General features: G+C 27.6%; 8 protein-coding genes. 1 reads left to right on the forward strand and 7 read right to left on the reverse strand.

All coding sequences use genetic code 11. The features are described 5' to 3' along the window. Positions 1 to 61: 61 nt before the first annotated feature. Entirely contained in the window at positions 62 to 1,234 is a 1,173-nt protein-coding gene (locus ACA134_RS06305) for an aldo/keto reductase (protein WP_409199573.1), read from the forward strand. A 2-nt stretch (positions 1,235 to 1,236) separates the two neighbouring features. Here ACA134_RS06305 and ACA134_RS06310 read toward each other — a convergent pair whose 3' ends face one another. The 7 genes from ACA134_RS06310 to ACA134_RS06340 all read right to left on the reverse strand — a co-directional run bounded on the left by ACA134_RS06310 (position 1,237) and on the right by ACA134_RS06340 (position 24,107). Beyond that, positions 1,237 to 2,634, reverse strand: coding sequence for a glutamate decarboxylase (locus tag ACA134_RS06310; RefSeq protein ID WP_409199574.1), 1,398 nt, complete (start codon positions 2,632 to 2,634; stop codon positions 1,237 to 1,239). A gap of 34 nt (positions 2,635 to 2,668) precedes the next feature. After that, positions 2,669 to 3,106, reverse strand: coding sequence for a DUF488 family protein (locus tag ACA134_RS06315; RefSeq protein ID WP_409199575.1), 438 nt, complete (start codon positions 3,104 to 3,106; stop codon positions 2,669 to 2,671). A 152-nt stretch (positions 3,107 to 3,258) separates the two neighbouring features. After that, the gene (gene gdhA, locus ACA134_RS06320) at positions 3,259 to 4,593 is read right to left on the reverse strand and encodes an NADP-specific glutamate dehydrogenase (RefSeq protein WP_409199576.1); all 1,335 of its coding nucleotides are present in this window, start codon (positions 4,591 to 4,593) and stop codon (positions 3,259 to 3,261) included. A 690-nt stretch (positions 4,594 to 5,283) separates the two neighbouring features. Beyond that, positions 5,284 to 17,691 (reverse strand): beta strand repeat-containing protein, encoded by a 12,408-nt coding sequence (locus tag ACA134_RS06325; RefSeq protein ID WP_409199577.1) that lies wholly within the window; start codon positions 17,689 to 17,691, stop codon positions 5,284 to 5,286. Between the two features lie 389 nt (positions 17,692 to 18,080). Continuing rightward, complete coding sequence (locus tag ACA134_RS06330) at positions 18,081 to 18,398, reverse strand: rhodanese-like domain-containing protein (protein WP_409199578.1); 318 nt, start codon at positions 18,396 to 18,398, stop codon at positions 18,081 to 18,083. Positions 18,399 to 18,485: 87 nt separating this feature from the next. Next, a complete protein-coding gene (locus tag ACA134_RS06335) occupies positions 18,486 to 21,944 on the reverse strand; it encodes a right-handed parallel beta-helix repeat-containing protein (RefSeq protein WP_409199579.1) in 3,459 nt (1,152 codons plus the stop codon). A 210-nt stretch (positions 21,945 to 22,154) separates the two neighbouring features. After that, positions 22,155 to 24,107, reverse strand: a complete 1,953-nt coding sequence (locus ACA134_RS06340) for a glycosyltransferase family 2 protein (RefSeq protein WP_409199580.1) — start codon at positions 24,105 to 24,107, stop codon at positions 22,155 to 22,157. Positions 24,108 to 24,191: the final 84 nt, after the last annotated feature.

A 24,191-nucleotide genomic window follows, 5' to 3' on the forward strand; every position in this document is an offset into this window, starting at 1 on the left:
TAAATTAAGGAAAATGTTTAATAAAATTTATTAAATAACCATTAAAAAAAAAAGGTAGAAGATGAAGTATAGGAAAATGCCTAAAATTGAAGATGAAATATCTTTATTAGGTTATGGATGTATGAGATTTCCACGGAAAAATGGAATAATCGATAAAAAAAGAACAGAAAAACAAATTATCGAAGCTATTAATAATGGAATAAATTATTTCGATACTGCATACTTGTATTATGGTAGTGAAGAAACATTAGGAGAAATATTATCTCAAGGATATAGAGATAAGGTTAAAATCGCTACAAAAATTCCAGGACCTAAAATAAAAAAATATGAAGATTTTAGTGAAATATTTGAAAAACAATTAAAAATGCTTAAAACAGATTATCTTGATAATATATTAATTCATAGTCTTGCCAGTTTTGAAGAATGGAATTATTTAAAAGATATTGGAGTTTTAGATTTTTTTAAACTAGAAAAAGATAAAGGAAGAATTATAAATATTGGTTTTTCATATCATGGTAATATAAAAAACTTTAAAAAAATTATTGATGATTATGATTGGGATTTTTGTATGGTTCAATATAATTATATTGATGATAAATACCAAGCAGGATCTGAGGGAATAAATTATGCAGCTTCAAAAAATATTGGAGTAATTGCAATGGAACCATTAAGAGGAGGTTTACTTGTTAATCAAATACCTAATGAAGCTAAAAAGATAATTGAAAATTATAAAATTAAAAGAAGTCCTGCAGAATGGGCTTTTAGATGGGCAGCTGATAATCCAAATGTTCAAGTAGTATTATCTGGAATGAATGAAGAAAAAGATATTGAAGAAAATATAAAAATCTTCTCAGATATTACTCCAAATTCATTAACTGATGATGATAAACAAATGTTAGAATCTGTAAAAAAAGAAATACATAAAAAAATTAAAGTTCAGTGCACAAGTTGTGGATATTGCTTGCCTTGTCCAAAAAATGTTGACATTCCAACATCCTTTACATGTTATAATGATAAGTCATTATTTGGAGGATTATCACCAGCTATTAATTATTTTAATGCTACTAGCTATGATAATTCTGCAGCTTCTAATTGTACACGATGTGGAGCATGTGAGAAAAAATGCCCTCAAAACATACCTATTATGGATGAATTAGAAAATGTTAAAAAAGAATTTGAAAAATGGTATTTAAAAATTGCTTATAAACTTGGTATCAAATTCCTTTTTAGATAATTTTAGAAAATATTAATTAATGGTTTATTAGATTCTTTTTTATTTCCTATTTTATCTTTATATTCTTTAAAAATAATATTTAAATCATTTATTAATAAATCTGCCATTTCCCTACTAAAATTTTCTTTTATAACAATTCTTAAAACAGCTATATTTTCTGCATTTTCAGGTAAAGTATAAGCTGGAACTAACCATCCTTTTTCTCTGAGTTTATCAGAAATATCAAAAACTGTAAAAAAATCCTGAAATTCTTTTTTAATCTTAATTGCTATTATAGGAAGTCTTAATTTTGGGTTTAATAATTCAAAAACATTAGTTTTAACGAGTAAATCTCCCAAATAATTAGTTATTTCTAAAAGGTTCTTAATTATTTTAAAGTAACCTTCATAACCTAATCTAAGCAGATTATAATATTGTGCTAAAATCATACTACTTCCTTTTGAAAAATTAAGGTTAAATGTTGGAATAACTCCTCCTAAATAATTTACATGGAAAACTAAATCATCATCTAAATATTTTTCATCTTTAAAAATAAGCCATCCTACACCAGGATAAACAAGCCCATACTTATGACCAGAAACATTAATAGATCTTACCTGAGATAATCTAAAATCCCATTTAAAATTAGGTTCAGTAAAAGGAATTACAAAACCACCACTAGCAGCATCAACATGAATTGGAATATCCCATCCTTCATTTTCTTTAAGATTTTCTAAAAAATCATTAAGATTTTCAATTTCATCAATTTGTCCTGTAAAAGTAGTTCCAAGTACAACCCCTACAGCTATTGTATTTTCATCTATATATTTTTCAGCCTTATTAGCATTTAAAATATAATCTCCATCTTCCATTGGAACCATTCGAAGCTCTACATCAAAATATTTAGCTAGTTTCTTCCAAACAACATGTACATCTGCACCAATAACAATGTTTGGTCTGGAAATATCTAAATTTTTTTGTTCTCTGCTTTTTCTCCAAGACCATTTATGTGCAAGAATTGCAAGCATTATTGCCTCAGATGAACCGATTGTACTAGTTCCAATAAAATTACAATCCTCAGGAACATTATATAATCTGGCTAACATATTAACTACTCTATTTTGGATTATTTCTGTTTGAGGATATTCATCATTATCAACAAAATTTTTACCATTATTTTCAGATATTAATAAATCAGCTTCTGGTTCCATCCATGTTGTAACAAAACTAGCAAGATTTAAATTAGGATTACCATCAAGATTTAACTCATCATGAATTAAACGATATGCAGCTTGAGGAGGCATTCCCTCTTTAGGCATTTCATATTTTGGAATTGGTTCAGAAAAATACCTAGATCCATAAGTTAAAGTGCTAGTTTCGCTTTGTTTTAATTTTTCAATATTAACTTTATTAGATAACATATTATTGCCTCATTTTTTAAAAAAAAAGAAAAAATTAGTGTAAATGAGTAATATCTTCTTCATTATCAGCTAATACTGGAGCTAAAAGAATCCTATGACATGTATCAGGACTTTTTTCACTACATAATAATAAAATATTATCATAATGATTATATTTTTTATCATAAATAGATTTCATATCTCTTTCATCGATTAGTCCAAGATAACTATCTCTATAACCATCCCAACCAATCTCTTTTTTACGATATTGATCTAAAATTTCTTCTTTAGGGCAGAAATTTTCATCGTGTATATAATCACATGAGGAAATCTTATCTAAAAAGAATCCTAAATCTGTCCCTTTAGTAAATCCTAATAATTGAGAATGATTATGCAATCTAACATCAAGAACCATCTCAATATTATTTTCATCAATTGTTTTAAAAAATTCTTCAGCTTTTTGACCTGAAGAACCCATAGTAAAAACTTTCATAAAATTACCTCCATGTTCGTTATGTATAATTATGTTTTTTATATAATTAGTAGTTTACTATGAAAAATTAAAAATCAATTAAAATAGGAAAATAAAAAAAGAAAAAAAGTAATAAGAATTAAATATAATTCTTATTTTTAAATTTTAAGTGTTTATACAACGCCTTGAGCCATCATTGCACGAGATACTTTTAAAAATCCTGCAATATTAGCTCCTCTAATATAATTATCTTTAAATCCATGTTCTGCTGCTGCAGTATCAATATTTTTGTATATTCCACTCATAATGTCTTGGAGTTTTTTATCAACTTCTTCAAAAGTCCAAGGAATACGCATACTTCTTTGAGACATTTCAAGAGCACTTGTTGCAACTCCACCTGCATTAGCTGCTTTACCTGGTAAAAGAATAATACCTGCATCTAAAAATTTATTTGTTGCTTCAAGAGTTGTTGGCATATTAGCTCCTTCACCAACATATTTAACTCCATTAGATATAAGAGTCTCAGCAGATTTTGTATCTAATTCATTTTGAGTAGCACAAGGAAGAGCCACATCACATGGAAGATTCCAAATATCAGAACATCCACAATAGAATTCTGCATTAGGTTTAAGTTCAGCATATTCTGAAATTCTTTTTCTTTCAACTTCTTTTAATTGTTTTACATCAGCTAAAGAAATTCCATCAGGATCATGAATATAACCAGATGAATCAGACATAGAAATAACTTTACCACCAAGTTGTTCTACCTTCTCAGCTGCATAAATTGCAACATTTCCAGATCCAGATATTACAACATCTTTTCCTTCAAAAGATTCTCCACGAGCTTTTAAAGCATTATCCATAATATATCCTAAACCATAACCTGTAGCTTCAGTTCTAACATATGAACCACCAAAATCAAGTCCTGCACCAGTTAAAACACCTGCATGAATACCAGTAAGTTTTTTATATTGGCCGAATAAATAACCAATTTCTCTACCACCAACACCAATATCCCCTGCTGGAACATCAGTATCCGGGCCAATGTATTTATAAAGTTCACTCATGAAACTTTGACAGAAACTCATGATTTCATTATCAGATTTTCCTTTAGGATTAAAATTACTTCCACCTTTAGCTCCACCAATAGAAAGACCAGTTAATCCATTTTTAAATATTTGTTCAAATGCTAAGAATTTCATAACAGAAAGATTTACTGAAGGATGGAATCTAATTCCTCCTTTATAAGGACCTACAGCACTATTAAATTGAACTCTAAAACCTTTGTGTACACGAATTTTACCTTCATCATCAACCCAAGGAACTCTAAAGATTATTGCTCTTTCAGGAATTAAAATTCTCTCTAAAAGTGCTGCTTTTTCATATTCAGGATTTAAACCAAACATTGGTCTTAAAGATTCCAATATTTCAGTTGCAGCTTGAATAAATTCTGGTTCACCACGGTTTTTTTCTTCAATTTTTTCTAAAACTTTATCAACATATGACATATAATTTCCTTCTTATAATTTATATTAAAAAATAAATTTTATTATTTATTCTATATAACAGATTAATAAAAAAATCCTTATTAATAGTATTTAGCTATTCATATATAAAATCAGAAGATTTACACCATTAAAAAATGAAAAAAATACATTAAAATAAAGCCTGATAAAACCTTAATTTTAAAATTTGAACACCATTAATACCATAAAAAAGATTATATTAATAATTATTAATTTAATTAAGATAAAATAAAATAAATTTGAAGATTCTTCAATTTATTCGATTATATAGAATTATTGAGAAAAAAATGAATTGGCAATATTCTTCCATGGTATTAATTTTTCTTTAATTAAACTAATGAGCTATTTTAGATAAAATAAAAAATAATAATTAATTAATTTTAAATTGTTTATTATAACTATTATTAAAATTCTTAAATTCCTCATTTAATTAAAAATTTATGAAAATTTTATTTATTTGAAAATAAATGATGAAATTTTAAAAATGATAAATAATAATTAGAAACATTGAATTAAATTAAAATAACGAGTGATTAAAAAGAAAATTTATAAGTAAAATATATTTTAATTAAAGATTATTACATTTAAAATAATAATACTATATTAAAATAATGAAAATAAGTTAAGAAATATATATGTTATTATATAAAAAAAATAAAAAAAGAAGAAAAATTATAATTTTCTTCTTAATGGAATTAATAAACCAGAAATCAAAACCAATAATAATAAAGCTATTGGGTTTCCAGTTTTTTCCATAGTGTTTTCAATATCTAAGTTACTATCATTATCATCATCATTAGGAGATGGTGTAGGAGTTGGAGTAGGTCCTGGAGTAGGATCAACTATAACAGTTAAAGTACCAGTACCATTAGATCCATAGTAATATTCATTTTCTAAGAACTCAGCATGAATAGGATATTTACCTTTTTTGAAGTTCTTAGGAATAGTCCATGGATATTCAAACTTACCATCAACAACAGGAACAGTAACTTTAAATCCATCTGGTAAAGTTAAAATAACAGTACCATTAGGAACAGTATTACCATTTTCATCAGTAACATTACCTCTAATAATAACATTTTCACCAGGCTTACCAGTAACATCTTCCACAGTAGTATTAGTATGAAGTTTTAAAATTAAAGTAATATTAGTACCATTAGAAGGATAATAAATTTCATTACCATCATAAGCTACAGAAATATTACCATAACCAATCTTAATACCATATGGAACAGTCCAATTAAATGAAAACATACCATTAACAACACTTACATCAATTACCTCACCATTAGGCATTGTAACTTTAGCAGGCCCAGTAATAGGGTCACCATGTTCATCATATACAGTACCAGTAATTAAAACAGTTTGACCAGCTTTACTAGTAAATCCAATTACCATACTAACAGTATGTAATTTAGAAACATTTGTGTTATTACTAGTTGTATTATTACCTCCAGGAGTTTGATTAGATGTTACATTAACAGTATTATTAATAATATATGTAACATTAGCAGCGCCATTTACTAAGAAAGTTAATACTAATTCAGTAGTATTGCCACCAGCTAAAACATTATTATAAATCCATTTTCCAGTACTATTATCATAATACCAACCATCACCACTAAATCCAACATAAGTTAAACCAACAGGAATCTGATCAATTACAGTAATACCAGTAGCACCAGTAGTACCTAAATTAGTTATAATAATTGTGTAATTAAGATATTCATTGAATTTAATACTAGTATTAGAAGGTATTTTACTAATATCCAAAGTAACATTAGTCAAATTAACATCAGTAGTATTATTAGTACTATTCTTAGTCTCATTAGACTTAACAGTAACAGTATTATTAACCTGACCAGTAACATTACCAAGAACCTTAAACACTAAAGTCAAAGTAACATTCTCACCAGCAGTAAGATTACCATTATAAGTCCAACTCCTATCACCATTATAAGTCCAACCATTAACATTAGTATTAGTCAAATTCAAACCATCAGGGAAACTTTCAGTAACCTTAACAACAGTAGCATTAGTAGAACCCACATTAGTCACAGTAATATTATACTCAACCAAATCACCAACATTAGCAGATGAAACATTAGCAGACTTAATAACACTCAAAGTAACATTAGTCAAATTAACATCAGTAGTATTATTAGTACTATTCTTAGTCTCATTAGACTTAACAGTAACAGTATTATTAACCTGACCAGTAACATTACCAAGAACCTTAAACACTAAAGTCAAAGTAACATTCTCACCAGCAGTAAGATTACCATTATAAGTCCAACTCCTATCACCATTATAAGTCCAACCATTAACATTAGTATTAGTCAAATTCAAACCATCAGGGAAAACCTCACTAACAGTAACCACAGTAGCATTAGTAGAACCCACATTAGTCACAGTAATATTATACTCAACCAAATCACCAACATTAGCAGATGAAACATTAGCAGACTTAATAACACTCAAAGTAACATTAGTCAAATTAACATCAGTAGTATTATTAGTACTATTCTTAGTCTCATTAGACTTAACAGTAACAGTATTATTAACCTGACCAGTAACATTACCAAGAACCTTAAACACTAAAGTCAAAGTAACACTCTCACCAGAAGTAACATTACCATTATAAGTCCAACTCCTATCACCAACAAAAGTCCAACCATCAACATTATAACTAGTCAAATTCAAACCATCAGGGAAAGACTCAGTAACCTTAACAACAGTAGCATTAGTAGAACCAACATTAGTCACAGTAATATTATACTCAATCAAATCACCAATATTAGCAGATGAAACATTAGCAGACTTAATAACACTCAAATTAACATTAGTAACATTAACACCAGTAGTATTATTAGTACTATTCTTAGTCTCATTAGACTTAACAGTAACAGTATTATTAACCTGACCAGTAACATTACCAAGAACCTTAAACACTAAAGTCAAAGTAACACTCTCACCAGAAGTAACATTACCATTATAAGTCCAACTCCTATCACCAACAAAAGTCCAACCATCAACATTATAACTAGTCAAATTCAAACCATCAGGGAAAGACTCAGTAACCTTAACAACAGTAGCATTAGTAGAACCAACATTAGTCACAGTAATATTATACTCAATCAAATCACCAATATTAGCAGATGAAACATTAGCAGACTTAATAACACTCAAAGTAACATTAGTCAAATTAACATCAGTAGTATTATTAGTACTATTCTTAGTCTCATTAGACTTAACAGTAACAGTATTATTAACCTGACCAGTAACATTACCAAGAACCTTAAACACTAAAGTCAAAGTAACACTCTCACCAGAAGTAACATTACCATTATAAGTCCAACTCCTATCACCAACAAAAGTCCAACCATCAACATTATAACTAGTCAAATTCAAACCATCAGGGAAAGACTCAGTAACCTTAACAACAGTAGCATTAGTAGAACCAACATTAGTCACAGTAATATTATACTCAATCAAATCACCAATATTAGCAGATGAAACATTAGCAGACTTAATAACACTCAAATTAACATTAGTAACATTAACACCAGTAGTATTATTAGTACTATTCTTAGTCTCATTAGACTTAACAGTAACAGTATTATTAACCTGACCAGTAACATTACCAAGAACCTTAAACACTAAAGTCAAAGTAACACTCTCACCAGAAGTAACATTACCATTATAAGTCCAACTCCTATCACCAACAAAAGTCCAACCATCAACATTATAACTAGTCAAATTCAAACCATCAGGGAAACTTTCAGTAACCTTAACAACAGTAGCATTAGTAGAACCAACATTAGTCACAGTAATATTATACTCAATCAAATCACCAATATTAGCAGATGAAACATTAGCAGACTTAATAACACTCAAAGTAACATTAGTCAAATTAACATCAGTAGTATTATTAGTACTATTCTTAGTCTCATTAGACTTAACAGTAACAGTATTATTAACCTGACCAGTAACATTACCAAGAACCTTAAACACTAAAGTCAAAGTAACACTCTCACCAGAAGTAACATTACCATTATAAGTCCAACTCCTATCACCAACAAAAGTCCAACCATCAACATTATAACTAGTCAAATTCAAACCATCAGGGAAACTTTCAGTAACCTTAACAACAGTAGCATTAGTAGAACCAACATTAGTCACAGTAATATTATACTCAATCAAATCACCAATATTAGCAGATGAAACATTAGCAGACTTAATAACCTCCAAAGTAACATTAGTCAAATTAACATCAGTAGTATTATTAGTACTATTCTTAGTCTCATTAGACTTAACAGTAACAGTATTATTAACCTGACCAGTAACATTACCAAGAACCTTAAACACTAAAGTCAAAGTAACACTCTCACCAGAAGTAACATTACCATTATAAGTCCAACTCCTATCACCAACAAAAGTCCAACCATCAACATTATAACTAGTCAAATTCAAACCATCAGGGAAACTTTCAGTAACCTTAACAACAGTAGCATTAGTAGAACCAACATTAGTCACAGTAATATTATACTCAATCAAATCACCAATATTAGCAGATGAAACATTAGCAGACTTAATAACCTCCAAAGTAACATTAGTCAAATTAACATCAGTAGTATTATTAGTACTATTCTTAGTCTCATTAGACTTAACAGTAACAGTATTATTAACCTGACCAGTAACATTACCAAGAACCTTAAACACTAAAGTCAAAGTAACACTCTCACCAGAAGTAACATTACCATTATAAGTCCAACTCCTATCACCAACAAAAGTCCAACCATCAACATTATAACTAGTCAAATTCAAACCATCAGGGAAACTTTCAGTAACCTTAACAACAGTAGCATTAGTAGAACCAACATTAGTCACAGTAATATTATACTCAATCAAATCACCAATATTAGCAGATGAAACATTAGCAGACTTAATAACCTCCAAAGTAACATTAGTTACATCGATTGTAGTAGTGTTATTAGTACTATTCTTAGTCTCATTAGACTTAACAGTAACAGTATTATTAACCTGACCAGTAACATTACCAAGAACCTTAAACACTAAAGTCAAAGTAACACTCTCACCAGAAGTAACATTACCATTATAAGTCCAACTCCTATCACCAACAAAAGTCCAACCATCAACATTATAACTAGTCAAATTCAAACCATCAGGGAAACTTTCAGTAACCTTAACAACAGTAGCATTAGTAGAACCAACATTAGTCACAGTAATATTATACTCAATCAAATCACCAATATTAGCAGATGAAACATTAGCAGACTTAATAACACTCAAAGTAACATTAGTCAAATTAACATCAGTAGTATTATTAGTACTATTCTTAGTCTCATTAGACTTAACAGTAACAGTATTATTAACCTGACCAGTAACATTACCAAGAACCTTAAACACTAAAGTCAAAGTAACACTCTCACCAGAAGTAACATTACCATTATAAGTCCAACTCCTATCACCAACAAAAGTCCAACCATCAACATTATAACTAGTCAAATTCAAACCATCAGGGAAACTTTCAGTAACCTTAACAACAGTAGCATTAGTAGAACCAACATTAGTCACAGTAATATTATACTCAATCAAATCACCAATATTAGCAGATGAAACATTAGCAGACTTAATAACCTCCAAAGTAACATTAGTTACATCGATTGTAGTAGTGTTATTAGTACTATTCTTAGTCTCATTAGACTTAACAGTAACAGTATTATTAACCTGACCAGTAACATTACCAAGAACACGGAAACGTAGTGTTAAAACAATATTAGTACCATTTTCTAAAGTTCCATTATAATCCCATCTATTAGTACCATTTTTTATCCATTTACCATAATTATTATCATCTATTAATTGTAATCCATCTGGTAAAGATTCAGTAACATAAACCCCCGTAGCATTCATATTTCCTTTATTGAAAACAGTTATATTATATTCAATAATATCTCCTTTAATAGCACTAGTAGTATTAGCTTTTTTAGTAATATCTAAAATAACATTGGTCACATTAACATCAGTTGTATTATTAGTACTATTTTTAGTCTCATTAGACTTAACAGTAACAGTATTATTAACCTGACCAGTAACATTACCCAACACACGGAAACGCAAAATCAAAGAAACACTTTCACCACTAGTAAGATTACCAACATAAGTCCACTTATTAGTATTATTCCAAACCCAATCAGTCCAAGGATCATCAATAATCAAATCCAAACCATCAGGCAAAGACTCAACAACATAAACACCAGTAGCATTAGTAGAACCAACATTAGTCACAGTAATATTATACTCAATCAAATCACCAATATTAGCAGATGAAACATTAGCAACCTTAACAACAGTCAAATTAACATTAGTAACATTAACACCAGTAGTATTATTAGTACTATTCTTAGTCTCATTAGACTTAGTAACAACAGTATTATTAACAACACCAGTAACATTACCAAGAACACGGAAAACCAAAATCAAAGAAGCATTACCCTTAGGAGCTAAAACACCAGTATAATTCCATCTACCATTACCAGCATATACCCAAAGGCCCTGATCATTATTAGAAACTAATTCCAAACCATTATGCAAATAATCAATCACATAAACACCAGTAGCATTAGAAGTACCAATATTAGTAACAGTAATATTATAACTAATCAAATCACCAACATTAGCAGATGAAACATTAGCAACCTTAACAACAGTCAAATTAACATTAGTAACATTAACACCAGTAGTATTATTAGTACTATTCTTAGTCTCATTAGACTTAGTAACAACAGTATTATTAACAACACCAGTAACATTACCAAGAACACGGAAAACCAAAATCAAAGAAGCATTACCCTTAGAAGCTAAAACACCAGTATAATTCCATCTACCATTACCAGCATATACCCAAAGGCCCTGATCATTATTAGAAACTAATTCCAAACCATTATGCAAATAATCAATCACATAAACACCAGTAGCATTAGAAGTACCAATATTAGTAACAGTAATATTATAACTAATCAAATCACCAATATTAGCAGATGAAACATTAGCAACCTTAACAACAGTCAAATTAACATTAGTAACATTAACACCAGTAGTATTATTAGTACTATTCTTAGTCTCATTAGACTTAGTAACAACAGTATTATTAACAACACCAGTAACATTACCAAGAACACGGAAAACCAAAATCAAAGAAGCATTACCCTTAGGAGCTAAAACACCAGTATAATTCCATCTACCATTACCAGCATATACCCAAAGGCCCTGATCATTATTAGAAACTAATTCCAAACCATTATGCAAATAATCAATCACATAAACACCAGTAGCATTAGAAGTACCAATATTAGTAACAGTAATATTATAACTAATCAAATCACCAACATTAGCAGATGAAACATTAGCAACCTTAACAACAGTCAAATTAACATTAGTAACATTAACACCAGTAGTATTATTAGTACTATTCTTAGTCTCATTAGACTTAGTAACAACAGTATTATTAACAACACCAGTAACATTACCAAGAACACGGAAAACCAAAATCAAAGAAGCATTACCCTTAGAAGCTAAAACACCAGTATAATTCCATCTACCATTACCAGCATATACCCAAAGGCCCTGATCATTATTAGAAACTAATTCCAAACCATTATGCAAATAATCAATCACATAAACACCAGTAGCATTAGAAGTACCAATATTAGTAACAGTAATATTATAACTAATCAAATCACCAACATTAGCAGATGAAACATTAGCAACCTTAACAACAGTCAAATTAACATTAGTAACATTAACACCAGTAGTATTATTAGTACTATTCTTAGTCTCATTAGACTTAGTAACAACAGTATTATTAACAACACCAGTAACATTACCAAGAACACGGAAAACCAAAATCAAAGAAGCATTACCCTTAGAAGCTAAAACACCAGTATAATTCCATCTACCATTACCAGCATATACCCAAAGGCCCTGATCATTATTAGAAACTAATTCCAAACCATTATGCAAATAATCAATCACATAAACACCAGTAGCATTAGAAGTACCAATATTAGTAACAGTAATATTATAACTAATCAAATCACCAACATTAGCAGATGAAACATTAGCAACCTTAACAACAGTCAAATTAACATTAGTAACATTAACACCAGTAGTATTATTAGTACTATTCTTAGTCTCATTAGACTTAGTAACAACAGTATTATTAACAACACCAGTAACATTACCAAGAACACGGAAAACCAAAATCAAAGAAGCATTACCCTTAGAAGCTAAAACACCAGTATAATTCCATCTACCATTACCAGCATATACCCAAAGGCCCTGATCATTATTAGAAACTAATTCCAAACCATTATGCAAATAATCAATCACATAAACACCAGTAGCATTAGAAGTACCAATATTAGTAACAGTAATATTATAACTAATCAAATCACCAACATTAGCAGATGAAACATTAGCAACCTTAACAACAGTCAAATTAACATTAGTAACATTAACACCAGTAGTATTATTAGTACTATTCTTAGTCTCATTAGACTTAGTAACAACAGTATTATTAACAACACCAGTAACATTACCAAGAACACGGAAAACCAAAATCAAAGAAGCATTACCCTTAGAAGCTAAAACACCAGTATAATTCCATCTACCATTACCAGCATATACCCAAAGGCCCTGATCATTATTAGAAACTAATTCCAAACCATTATGCAAATAATCAATCACATAAACACCAGTAGCATTAGAAGTACCAATATTAGTAACAGTAATATTATAACTAATCAAATCACCAACATTAGCAGATGAAACATTAGCAACCTTAACAACAGTCAAATTAACATTAGTAACATTAACACCAGTAGTATTATTAGTACTATTCTTAGTCTCATTAGACTTAGTAACAACAGTATTATTAACAACACCAGTAACATTACCAAGAACACGGAAAACCAAAATCAAAGAAGCATTACCCTTAGAAGCTAAAACACCAGTATAATTCCATCTACCATTACCAGCATATACCCAAAGGCCCTGATCATTATTAGAAACTAATTCCAAACCATTATGCAAATAATCAATCACATAAACACCAGTAGCATTAGAAGTACCAATATTAGTAACAGTAATATTATAACTAATCAAATCACCAACATTAGCAGATGAAACATTAGCAACCTTAACAACAGTCAAATTAACATTAGTAACATTAACACCAGTAGTATTATTAGTACTATTCTTAGTCTCATTAGACTTAGTAACAACAGTATTATTAACAACACCAGTAACATTACCAAGAACACGGAAAACCAAAATCAAAGAAGCATTACCCTTAGAAGCTAAAACACCAGTATAATTCCATCTACCATTACCAGCATATACCCAAAGGCCCTGATCATTATTAGAAACTAATTCCAAACCATTATGCAAATAATCAATCACATAAACACCAGTAGCATTAGAAGTACCAATATTAGTAACAGTAATATTATAACTAATCAAATCACCAACATTAGCAGATGAAACATTAGCAACCTTAACAACAGTCAAATTAACATTAGTAACATTAACACCAGTAGTATTATTAGTACTATTCTTAGTCTCATTAGACTTAGTAACAACAGTATTATTAACAACACCAGTAACATTACCAAGAACACGGAAAACCAAAATCAAAGAAGCATTACCCTTAGAAGCTAAAACACCAGTATAATTCCATCTACCATTACCAGCATATACCCAAAGATCTTGATCATTATTAGAAACTAATTCCAAACCATTATGAGAATAATCAATCACATAAATTTCAGAAGCACTTGTACTACCTCTATTATAAACAGTAATATTATAACTAATCAAATCACCAACATTAGCAGATGAAACATTAGCTTTCTTAATAATATCTAAAGTAACATTAGTTAATACAATAACAGTTGTATTATTTGTAACATTGTTAGTTTCATTACTTTTAACAGTAATTGTATTATTAACAAGACCAGTTACATTACCTGTAACTTTAAAGATTAAAGTTAAAGTAATATTTTTTCCACCTTCTAAAGTTCCATTATAAGTCCATTTATTAGGGCCAGTAAAAATCCATCCCTGAATATTTGTATTAGTTAAATTTAAACCATCAGGCAAAGTTTCAATTACATAAACACCAGTAGCATTAGTAGAACCAACATTTTTAATAGTAATATTGTATTCAACTAAATCTCCAACATTTGCACTAGAAACATTAGATTTTTTAATAGCTTCTAAAGTAACATTATTCGTTTTAATTGTAGTATTATTAGTAATATTTTTTGTTTCATTACTTTTAACAGTAACAACATTAGTAATATTACCAGTCACATTGCCTGAGACTTTAAAACGTAAAATAAGAGTAACATTTCCACCTGCAGCTAAAACAAAATTATAAGTCCATTTATTTTTAGTATCCCATTGCCAACCAGGAACGGCATTAGTAATTAAATCTAAACCATTCGGTATGCTTTCAGTGACACTCACATTATGAGCACCAGTATTTCCTCTATTGTAAACAGTAATATTATATTCAATTATATCTCCAACATTAGCTGTAGTTACACTTGCTATTTTAATAACATCTAATGTAACATTTGTAATTGTAATATTTGTACTAGTAGTATTATTACCTTCGGGATCTTGTTTAGAAGTAATATTTACTGTATTATTAATTATATCATTAACTTTTCCAACAACTTTAAACAGTATTGTTAAAGTAACTGTATTTCCACTTGTTAAATTTTCATTTAAAGACCAAATAAGATTATTTGGATCTTTAGTCCATAAGCCATTATTTGTATAATTATAATATTCTAAACCTTCAGGAAGATATTCCGTAAGATTTACTTCAGATGCATTACCATCACCAATATTTTTGATTGTAATTGTATAGTTAATTATATCTCCAACATTAGCTTGAGTAATATCAATTGTTTTATTTACATCAAATACAGGTTTTTTAATATCTAATATTCCTATATAAATGTTTAAGTTACTAAAATCTGGAAGAACACCAGCATAATCACCAGTAATAACTTGTATTCCATGTCCAATAGCTTCATAGTTTATATAATATATTCCAGTATTAGGATCATATGTACCAATACTGCTTATATCGGTTCCATTTATTCTAAATGTTATATTTAATCCAGCGATTCTATTTCCCATATCGTCAACTAACCATGCAGGAATATTAACAATATCTCCATAGTTAACGATTTCAGTTTTATTTTCAAAAAAGGTTATATTCACTTCAGATGTTATTTGACCATAATTATAAATTTTAATTTCAAATAAACTTTCAATAATATTATTTTCTAAATACAATTTTCCCATATTATAAATAATTCCCAATTTATCATAAGGATCCTTTTTTGTGCCTTCTGGACTTTTTGAATCAAAATGATAAAATTCATTATTAGAAACAGTAGCATGAGCATTATTTCCAACAAAAATACCACTACTATTAGTATTTATTGCACCATATGAATTATATTCTGTGTTATTGATAAATGTATTATTATTAATAACAACAGTAATCACATTAGCAACATTTCCATTCGCATATCCAATTCCAATAGCTCCACCATCATATGCATAATTATTTTTAAAAGTACAATTTTCAATAAGATAAACAGGTTTATTTGATCCAGCAGCTCCTAAAGATAAAGCTCCACCGCCTTGTTTATTAGCAGCGTCACCACCACGAGCCAAAAGATTATGTTCAAATATACAATTTGTAATAGTAGCATCACGTATTGAAGCAATAGCTCCACCTCCAGACCATGAAGCAGTATTATTTTCAAATATAGCTCCATCTATAAAAGTAACCTGTCCAACATTTAAAGCTCCACCATGAGATCCAAAGTTATTATAAAATTCATTTCTTCCAGTTACATGTAATGTATATCCTGCATTATTACTTGCATAAAGAGCTCCACCATTATTAGCAGCTCTATTATTATCAAAAAGATTAGTTCCATTAATTGTAAGGTCACTTCTATCTAAAGTTATAGCTCCACCATTACCAGTACCCGCAACACTCCTAGCAGAGTTATTTATAAATTCATTATTTCCATTTATTAAACTGTTTACATTATAATCAAGATAAATAGCTCCACCTGTAGGAGTACCCTCAACAGATGCAGCAGTATTATTATAAAATTTATTTGTTCCATCAATTATTAAACTAGTTGATGTAGTTCTTACATGTCCTGCACGAATTGCGCCACCTTTATAAGCAGTATTATTTCTAAAAATATTGTTTCCAGTTATAGTGAGCGTACTTGCTCCAAAATCTATTGCTCCACCAGCACCTTCTGTTGAAGAAGCATTACCTATTGCCCTATTATTTTCAAATACATTATTTCCAATTAAAATTAAATTAGCAGAAGATGTTCCTCCACCAACCATGACAGCACCACCGTGCTGAGCAGTGTTATTTCTAAAAATAGAATTTTTTATAGTTATATCACCAGCAGAAGGAACAGCTCTAATAGCTCCACCTTCTCTTAAAGCAGTATTGTTTTCAAAAGTACAATTATCAATTAAAATATTATACGAAGAATCATAAATTCTAATAGCTCCTCCACCACTACCATTTACATCATCACCATTATATCCATTAATAATTGTTAGATTTTTTACAGTTATATCATATGAATTTGTAAATCTAAATACATAGTCAAAAAAGTTTGCATTGATTGTATGGCCTTGACCATCAATTGTTATACCATTTAATCCATTAATATTTAAAAATCCAGATCCAATAAAAGAAAAATCAGACCCTATAACTATTACATCATTACTTAATAAATTTCCCGCTGTATTAAGATTTAATAAGTCAGCTTGACTATTTACTGTACGTGTAGCAAATAGACTAATTTCTCCTTCTAGGATGACTTCATCATCATTTATTTCTATAGTTGCATAATTTATTTCATTTTGAATAGTTTCATTTTCAATAGTTAACTCATTGTCAATAGCTGATATACTCGTTATTGAAAACATTACCGATAATACCAAAGCAATGATTATCAGCGACTTTTTATCCAATTTCATAAATTACCTCCCATTTTTATTTATTAAAAAATCCAACTTCGTATTGAATTATATAGAATATCTACAAAGTATGAAATATTCAATTAAAATTGATTTTAATTACATAGTAGATATTTCTTATACAATACTATTTATTGATTTAAACAAATATAATAGTTTTGCTTCATGAAAATTGTTTAAAAACGAAAAACGAACAAAAAAATAAAACTATATAATAAAATAAAAAAATAGATTAAAATTGAACATTGTATAATTTAATTAAAAAGTTGTATTAAATTATTAATAGGATTTTAAATAGCTAAGAGTTAATAAAAAATAAAAAAAGATATTGAAATTAATTAATTAGAACTAAGTCCATAATTCCAATTATTAATTCCTCCATCAAGAACAAAAATATTTGTATATCCTAAATCGCGAAGTTTTTCAGCAGCTATTTTACTTCTACGACCGGATTTACAATATAAGAGAATTTTCTTATTTTTATCTCCTACTTCCCTTAAAATATCTTCATCAATTACATCTAAAGGCATTGAAATACTTCCAGCAATATGACCTTCATTATATTCTTCATTTGATCTAACATCAATAAGTAAAATATTTTTATCTTCATTTAACATATTGTGCGCATCTTCAGGACTTAATAAAGTAAAATCCATTTTATCACCTCAAAATATCTTATATTATTATATGTTTTTTAAAGTTTAAATAAATTTTTAATTAAAAAAAAAGAAAAAAAGAAAATTTTATAATTTTCTTCTTATAGGTATGAATAAACTACTTAAAATAGCTATTAATAAAATAGCTAAAGGATTACCAGTTTTTTTCATAACATTTTCATTTAATGAACTACTTACATGATTATTAATTAAGTTATTAGTTAAATTATTAGTAGTAGTTTCATTAGTACTATTATTTGGTATTGAATTTTCACCTGCAATAACTATTAAATTACTAATAGCACTAGATCCATAGTAATGATCATTTTCTATAAATTCTGCACTAATTGGATATTTGCCTTCAATAAAACTATCTGGAATAGTCCAATCATAGCTAAATATTCCATTTAAAACATTTACATTAACTTTTGAACCATCTACTAAAGTTAATATTAAAACGCCTTCTCTAACAGGATTATTTTTCTCATCATAAACAGTTCCATAAATAGTTACAATATCCCCAACTTTGCCAGTTACATCATTAACTGTTGTTATAGTTTTTAATTTAAGAACTGTTGCAATACCATGAGCTTCAGATGATTCATAATAATTATTTCCTTTATAATAATCATCAGTACCATAAACACCAATTTTAAAATTATAAGGAATAGTCCAATCATAGCTAAAAGCACCATCTATTACATTAATTATAACATTTTCACCATTTGGCAATGCCATAGTAATATTACCACTAATAGGATTACCTTTTTCATCATATACAGTTCCATTAAAAGTAACAGTATCTCCTTGATAAGCTGTAACATTATTAATTGTAGTTATTGTTTGTAATTTTAAAACATTTGTATTATTGCTGGTTATATTCTCATTAGGAGTTTGATTAGAACCAATATTTACTGTGTTATTAATAATACTAGGAGCATTATTTTCTACTTTAAATATTAAAGTTAATTGAGTAATTTCACCAGATTTTAAAATATTTTCATAAATCCATTTATTAGTTAAATTATTATAAGTCCAATTAAGACCAGTAAAACCTAAATAACTTAAATAATTTGGAATATAATCTTTTAATTCTATATTACTAGCATCAGATAAACCAATGTTTTTAATATTAATAGTATAGTTAATTGAATCTCCATATTTTAAACTACTTGTTGATGGTACTTTTGAAATTTCAAAAATAACATTTGTTAAGTTAGTATTAGGGCTTGTAGTATTATCTGGAATTAAAGTTTGATTAGTGTTCATAAAAATTGTGTTATTAGTTATACCTACATAATCTCCATTTACTTTAAAAAGTAATGTTAATTTAGTAGATTCTCCTGGTTTTAAATTTATATTGTAAATCCAATTATAATCATTAATTTTTTCCCAATTATTACCTATAAAACTTATATAATCTAAACCAATAGGAATAGAATCATTAATAGTTAAATTAGTGAGATTTATAGTACCATTATTGTAAATAGTAATAGTGTAAGTTAGATTATCACCAATATTTGCAGTATCTTTATTTACAGTTTTATTAAGGTTTATTGTTCCTAGTTTAATTTCTAATATAACATCTTCATCATCAGATATAGCTCTAATAAACTCATATTCACCTTGAGCTATTAAGCTTATTGAAGTAATTCTAATATCACCAGTGGTTATTTTTCCATTTTTATCATATGGTGTAACAAGAAAATGTGGTAATTTACTATCATTATTGTTTGAACCATTGAATAAGCTTAGTTTATAGCTTAAAACCATAGCATATATATCACTTGCATTTATTGTTGCATTAGTAGTTGTATTAAAGTCTCCTGCAGATAGTTCTAATACATACCAGTTAGTAAAATTAAGATTATCTCCTGTATTAGTTAATTGATCTGTAGGATCATTTCTACCCCACCAATTTAAATTAGCATTAGTATTATTTCCTGTATTTTCTAGTCCAATTTCTTTATTTTTATAAATACGGTTATAATTATATGTATTATTATATCCTGTAGATATAATACCAATGTTATTTCCTAATATATTAGAACTAGCAATATAATTATTATTATAGTTTTTTGAAATATTAAAGCCATATCCAGTATTATTGATTACATATAAATGTGAAATAATATTACTATTTCCCCTAACATTTACACCATTGTCATTTAAAGTAATAATATTATAGTATTCATCATTCATTGAAATAGAATCATTTAAGATTCCTAAACTATTATTATTACCATAAATATCAATAGCTATATTATTATAAGTTATAGAATTATTAAAAATATTTAATTTTGCATTACTAAACTGTACAAGTACACCTGCAACACTATTATTAGTAATATTATTTCCATTTAAAGCAATTAATGAACTGTATAATTGAACTCCATTTTTATTATTATCATATACATTATTATTTGAAATTGTTCCTCTCATACCTCTAAATACAGCACCAGTTCCTTCATTTTGATATATTGTATTATTATTAATTAAAGTTAAATCTCCACTACTTGAAACTTCAATTCCACTTGCTGCATTATTAAAAATTGTATTATCTTCAATATAACAATTAAATCCTTGGTTATAAATTCCATGACCATTTAAGGCTCCGTTTAATTTTTTAGTGTCTTTTATAATATTATTTTTTATTAAAACATAGTTACTTGTAATATTTTTATCATGATTTGTATTCTGATTTTTAATTCCATAGTTTGTATTATTTATAAGTGTATTATTTTCTATTATAACATGATCACAATCATTTCTAATACCCATACCAACATTATTTTCTATAATATTACCTGCAATTACAGTTCCAATACCATCATAAGTATTAGCTAAAGCTGCATAATTAGGTTTAAAAATCATTGATCCTACACCATTTCCTCTTAAAGTATTATTTAAAATAGAAGCATTAACAGCATAGTTTGCAATTCCATATTTATTACCTTCTACAATATTATTAATTATTGTAGCATTATTTCCAAAAGTAGTAATTCCATAATTCTTGTATTGATGTTCTTGTCCATCTACAGTTCCCATATTATCTATAACAGTATTATTATAGATATATGTATTAATTCCATAAACTATAATCCCATATGAATTCTCTTTAATAATATTATTAGTAATTACAATGTTTGTGAGATTATATTGAGCTTCACCTTCATTATTTCCAATAGCTACAGTAAATCCTTCAAAATTTAGTCCAGATATTGTAATATTAGATGCTGATAATCTAAAACAATATTCACCAAAACTTTCATGACCTTTTAAAGTTGCATTATTATTTGAAATTAAATTTACAGATTTATTTACATTTATTGTATCTCCAATAAAATAATCTCCATTATCAACAAATTCTATTGTATCTCCATCATTTGCAATATTTATATAGTTTTGGACATCTGTATGATTCATATCTGAGCTTACATTATATGTATTTGCAGAAACTCCACTAATTAAAAAAAACAAAACAAAAAATAAAGAGAGAATTAGAATTTCTTTTTTAATATTTACACCTCCTTTGCAATTATACATATAATTCTTGTGTAATGAAACTATATAAATATTTTGACAAATAATTAAAAATTTAAATATTCAATATGAAATTTTAAAAAAAAATAATAAAAATAATGAAAAATATTCAAAAATACAAAGTAATAACAAAAGAAGTTCTAAATAAAAAAAATTAAAGTGAATTTATATTAGACTAAAAATAAAAAAATGAATAATTATTAATTAATCATTTTAAACAGCTATTGTAAATAAGACTAATGAAGATATTGCTACAATACCTGCACAAAACAAGAAAGCATTTTTAAAAGAGAAATATAATCCATTATCCTCAGTTGATTTCATTTTAAAGATAGTATTATTAGCTTTTCCTTTTAAGAAATTAAAGTTAATAGACAATGCATTTAAAAATACTTTTACAACATCTAAACTTGCTTCTGTTTTAAAGAAATTCTCTCTATTATATACTAAAAAGAGATGATCTTCAAATTGTTTTTCATCTGCAAAATCCAATTTAATATAACTTAAACCATCTTCAACAGAACTTGCTTTTCCTTTATAATTAACTCCAGAAAGTTCAATGTTTAGTATTTCATCTTTATTGAATTTATGATTAATATATAATCCACTATCTGATAAAAATTTTGTATTATATTTTTCACCGTTAATTACAACATCTTCACTAAGTGGGAAAATATCTTCATAATATTTATCTTCTCTTTCAATAAAGAATAAAACTGCCATAGCAAGTATTCCTATATTCATAATTAACCAAACAATAGTTATTCCATAAGTAACACCAGTTATAATACAAATAGCTAAAGCAATAATACTTAAAACTAAATATATTAAATGAGGAATTCCATGAGGACTAAAATGTTTAAATCTAATAGGTTTATTTTTATTTGTAATTTCAAATGGAATAGGGATTGAAATTAATTCTTTAAGAACAGCTTCTGTTAATTTAAAAGCCTGAATTGTAACAACAACATCAGAATAAACTAAAGATCTTGTACCCTTACTTAAAACTCTTGTAGAAAGTAATGTTAAAATATACATCGGAAACCAAAGAGCTAAAAGAGCTTTATTATCAATGGTCGTTGGAATCATTCCACCAAATACTACTAGGAGTGGTAATGATAAAAAAACAAATCTTGCAAAGAAATTCATCCAATAACTAACAATTGACCAATCACAGAAACTTTTAACTCCTAATTTTGTAGTAATGAAAAAGTTATTATTTTTTAATGTTTGTAAACATCCTCTGCACCATCTATTTCTTTGTTTCATGAATTCAGATATAGTATATGGTGCAAGTCCATTAAATAAAGTTCTTGAAATTGCTTTACTTTTCCATCCTTTCTTTTGCATTTCAGTAGCTGTTGCAAAATCTTCTGTTACAGAGTATGTTGGAAGTCCACCAATACTTTCTAAAGCTTTTCGTCTTAAAATAGTATTACTACCGCAATATAAAGATGAATTAAATGCAGATTTAGAAGGATTTAATATTTTAAAAAAGTATCCTTGTTCATCTGGAAAATCATTTTCTGCATAGTAATTAAATCTGAAAGAATCAGGATTATAAAAGCTTTGAGGAGATTGTACAAATGCAACTTCTTCATCTAATTGAATATTAGCTACTAATACTTCAATTGCATTTTCATTAGCAATCATATCAGCATCAACAGTAACGACATAAGGAGCACTAGTATTTTTTAAAGCATTATTTAAATTTCCTGCTTTATGCTCATTATTATTTTTTAATCTAATATATTGTACATCCATCTTTTTGGAAAGTTCTTCCATTCCATGATCTTCTTTACCGTCATCACAAATAAAAATATTAATGTATTTTGAAGGGTAAGTTTGTCTTTTTAAACCATTAATAACTTTATGTAAAAGTTCTGGTTCTTCATTATGAGTGGTTATTAAAACATCAACCATTTCATATTTTTGTACTTTAGCATTGTTATTTTCTTTATTATTTGGAAAAAAGCTAGATTCGACTATCGTAGTAACAATTTCATAAAAAGCAAAAAATTCACAAATTATAAATAGTATTGCTAAGGCTAAATTTGGAATGCCTAAGTCAAATGGGATAGTGAATAGTATTCTGTAAGTAAAATAGGCAAGAATGAAAACAACAGTAAATAATGCTAACATCTTCCTAGGAAAACTAGATCTCATATTTATCACTTTAAAATTTTGTTTTAAAAATAACACTTTATTCTATATCATACGAAGTGTTATTAGTTATACAAATATTAATTT

Origin of the sequence: Methanobrevibacter sp. DSM 116169 (genome assembly GCF_046197865.1) — an archaeon.
GTDB lineage: Archaea > Methanobacteriota > Methanobacteria > Methanobacteriales > Methanobacteriaceae > JAHKLT01.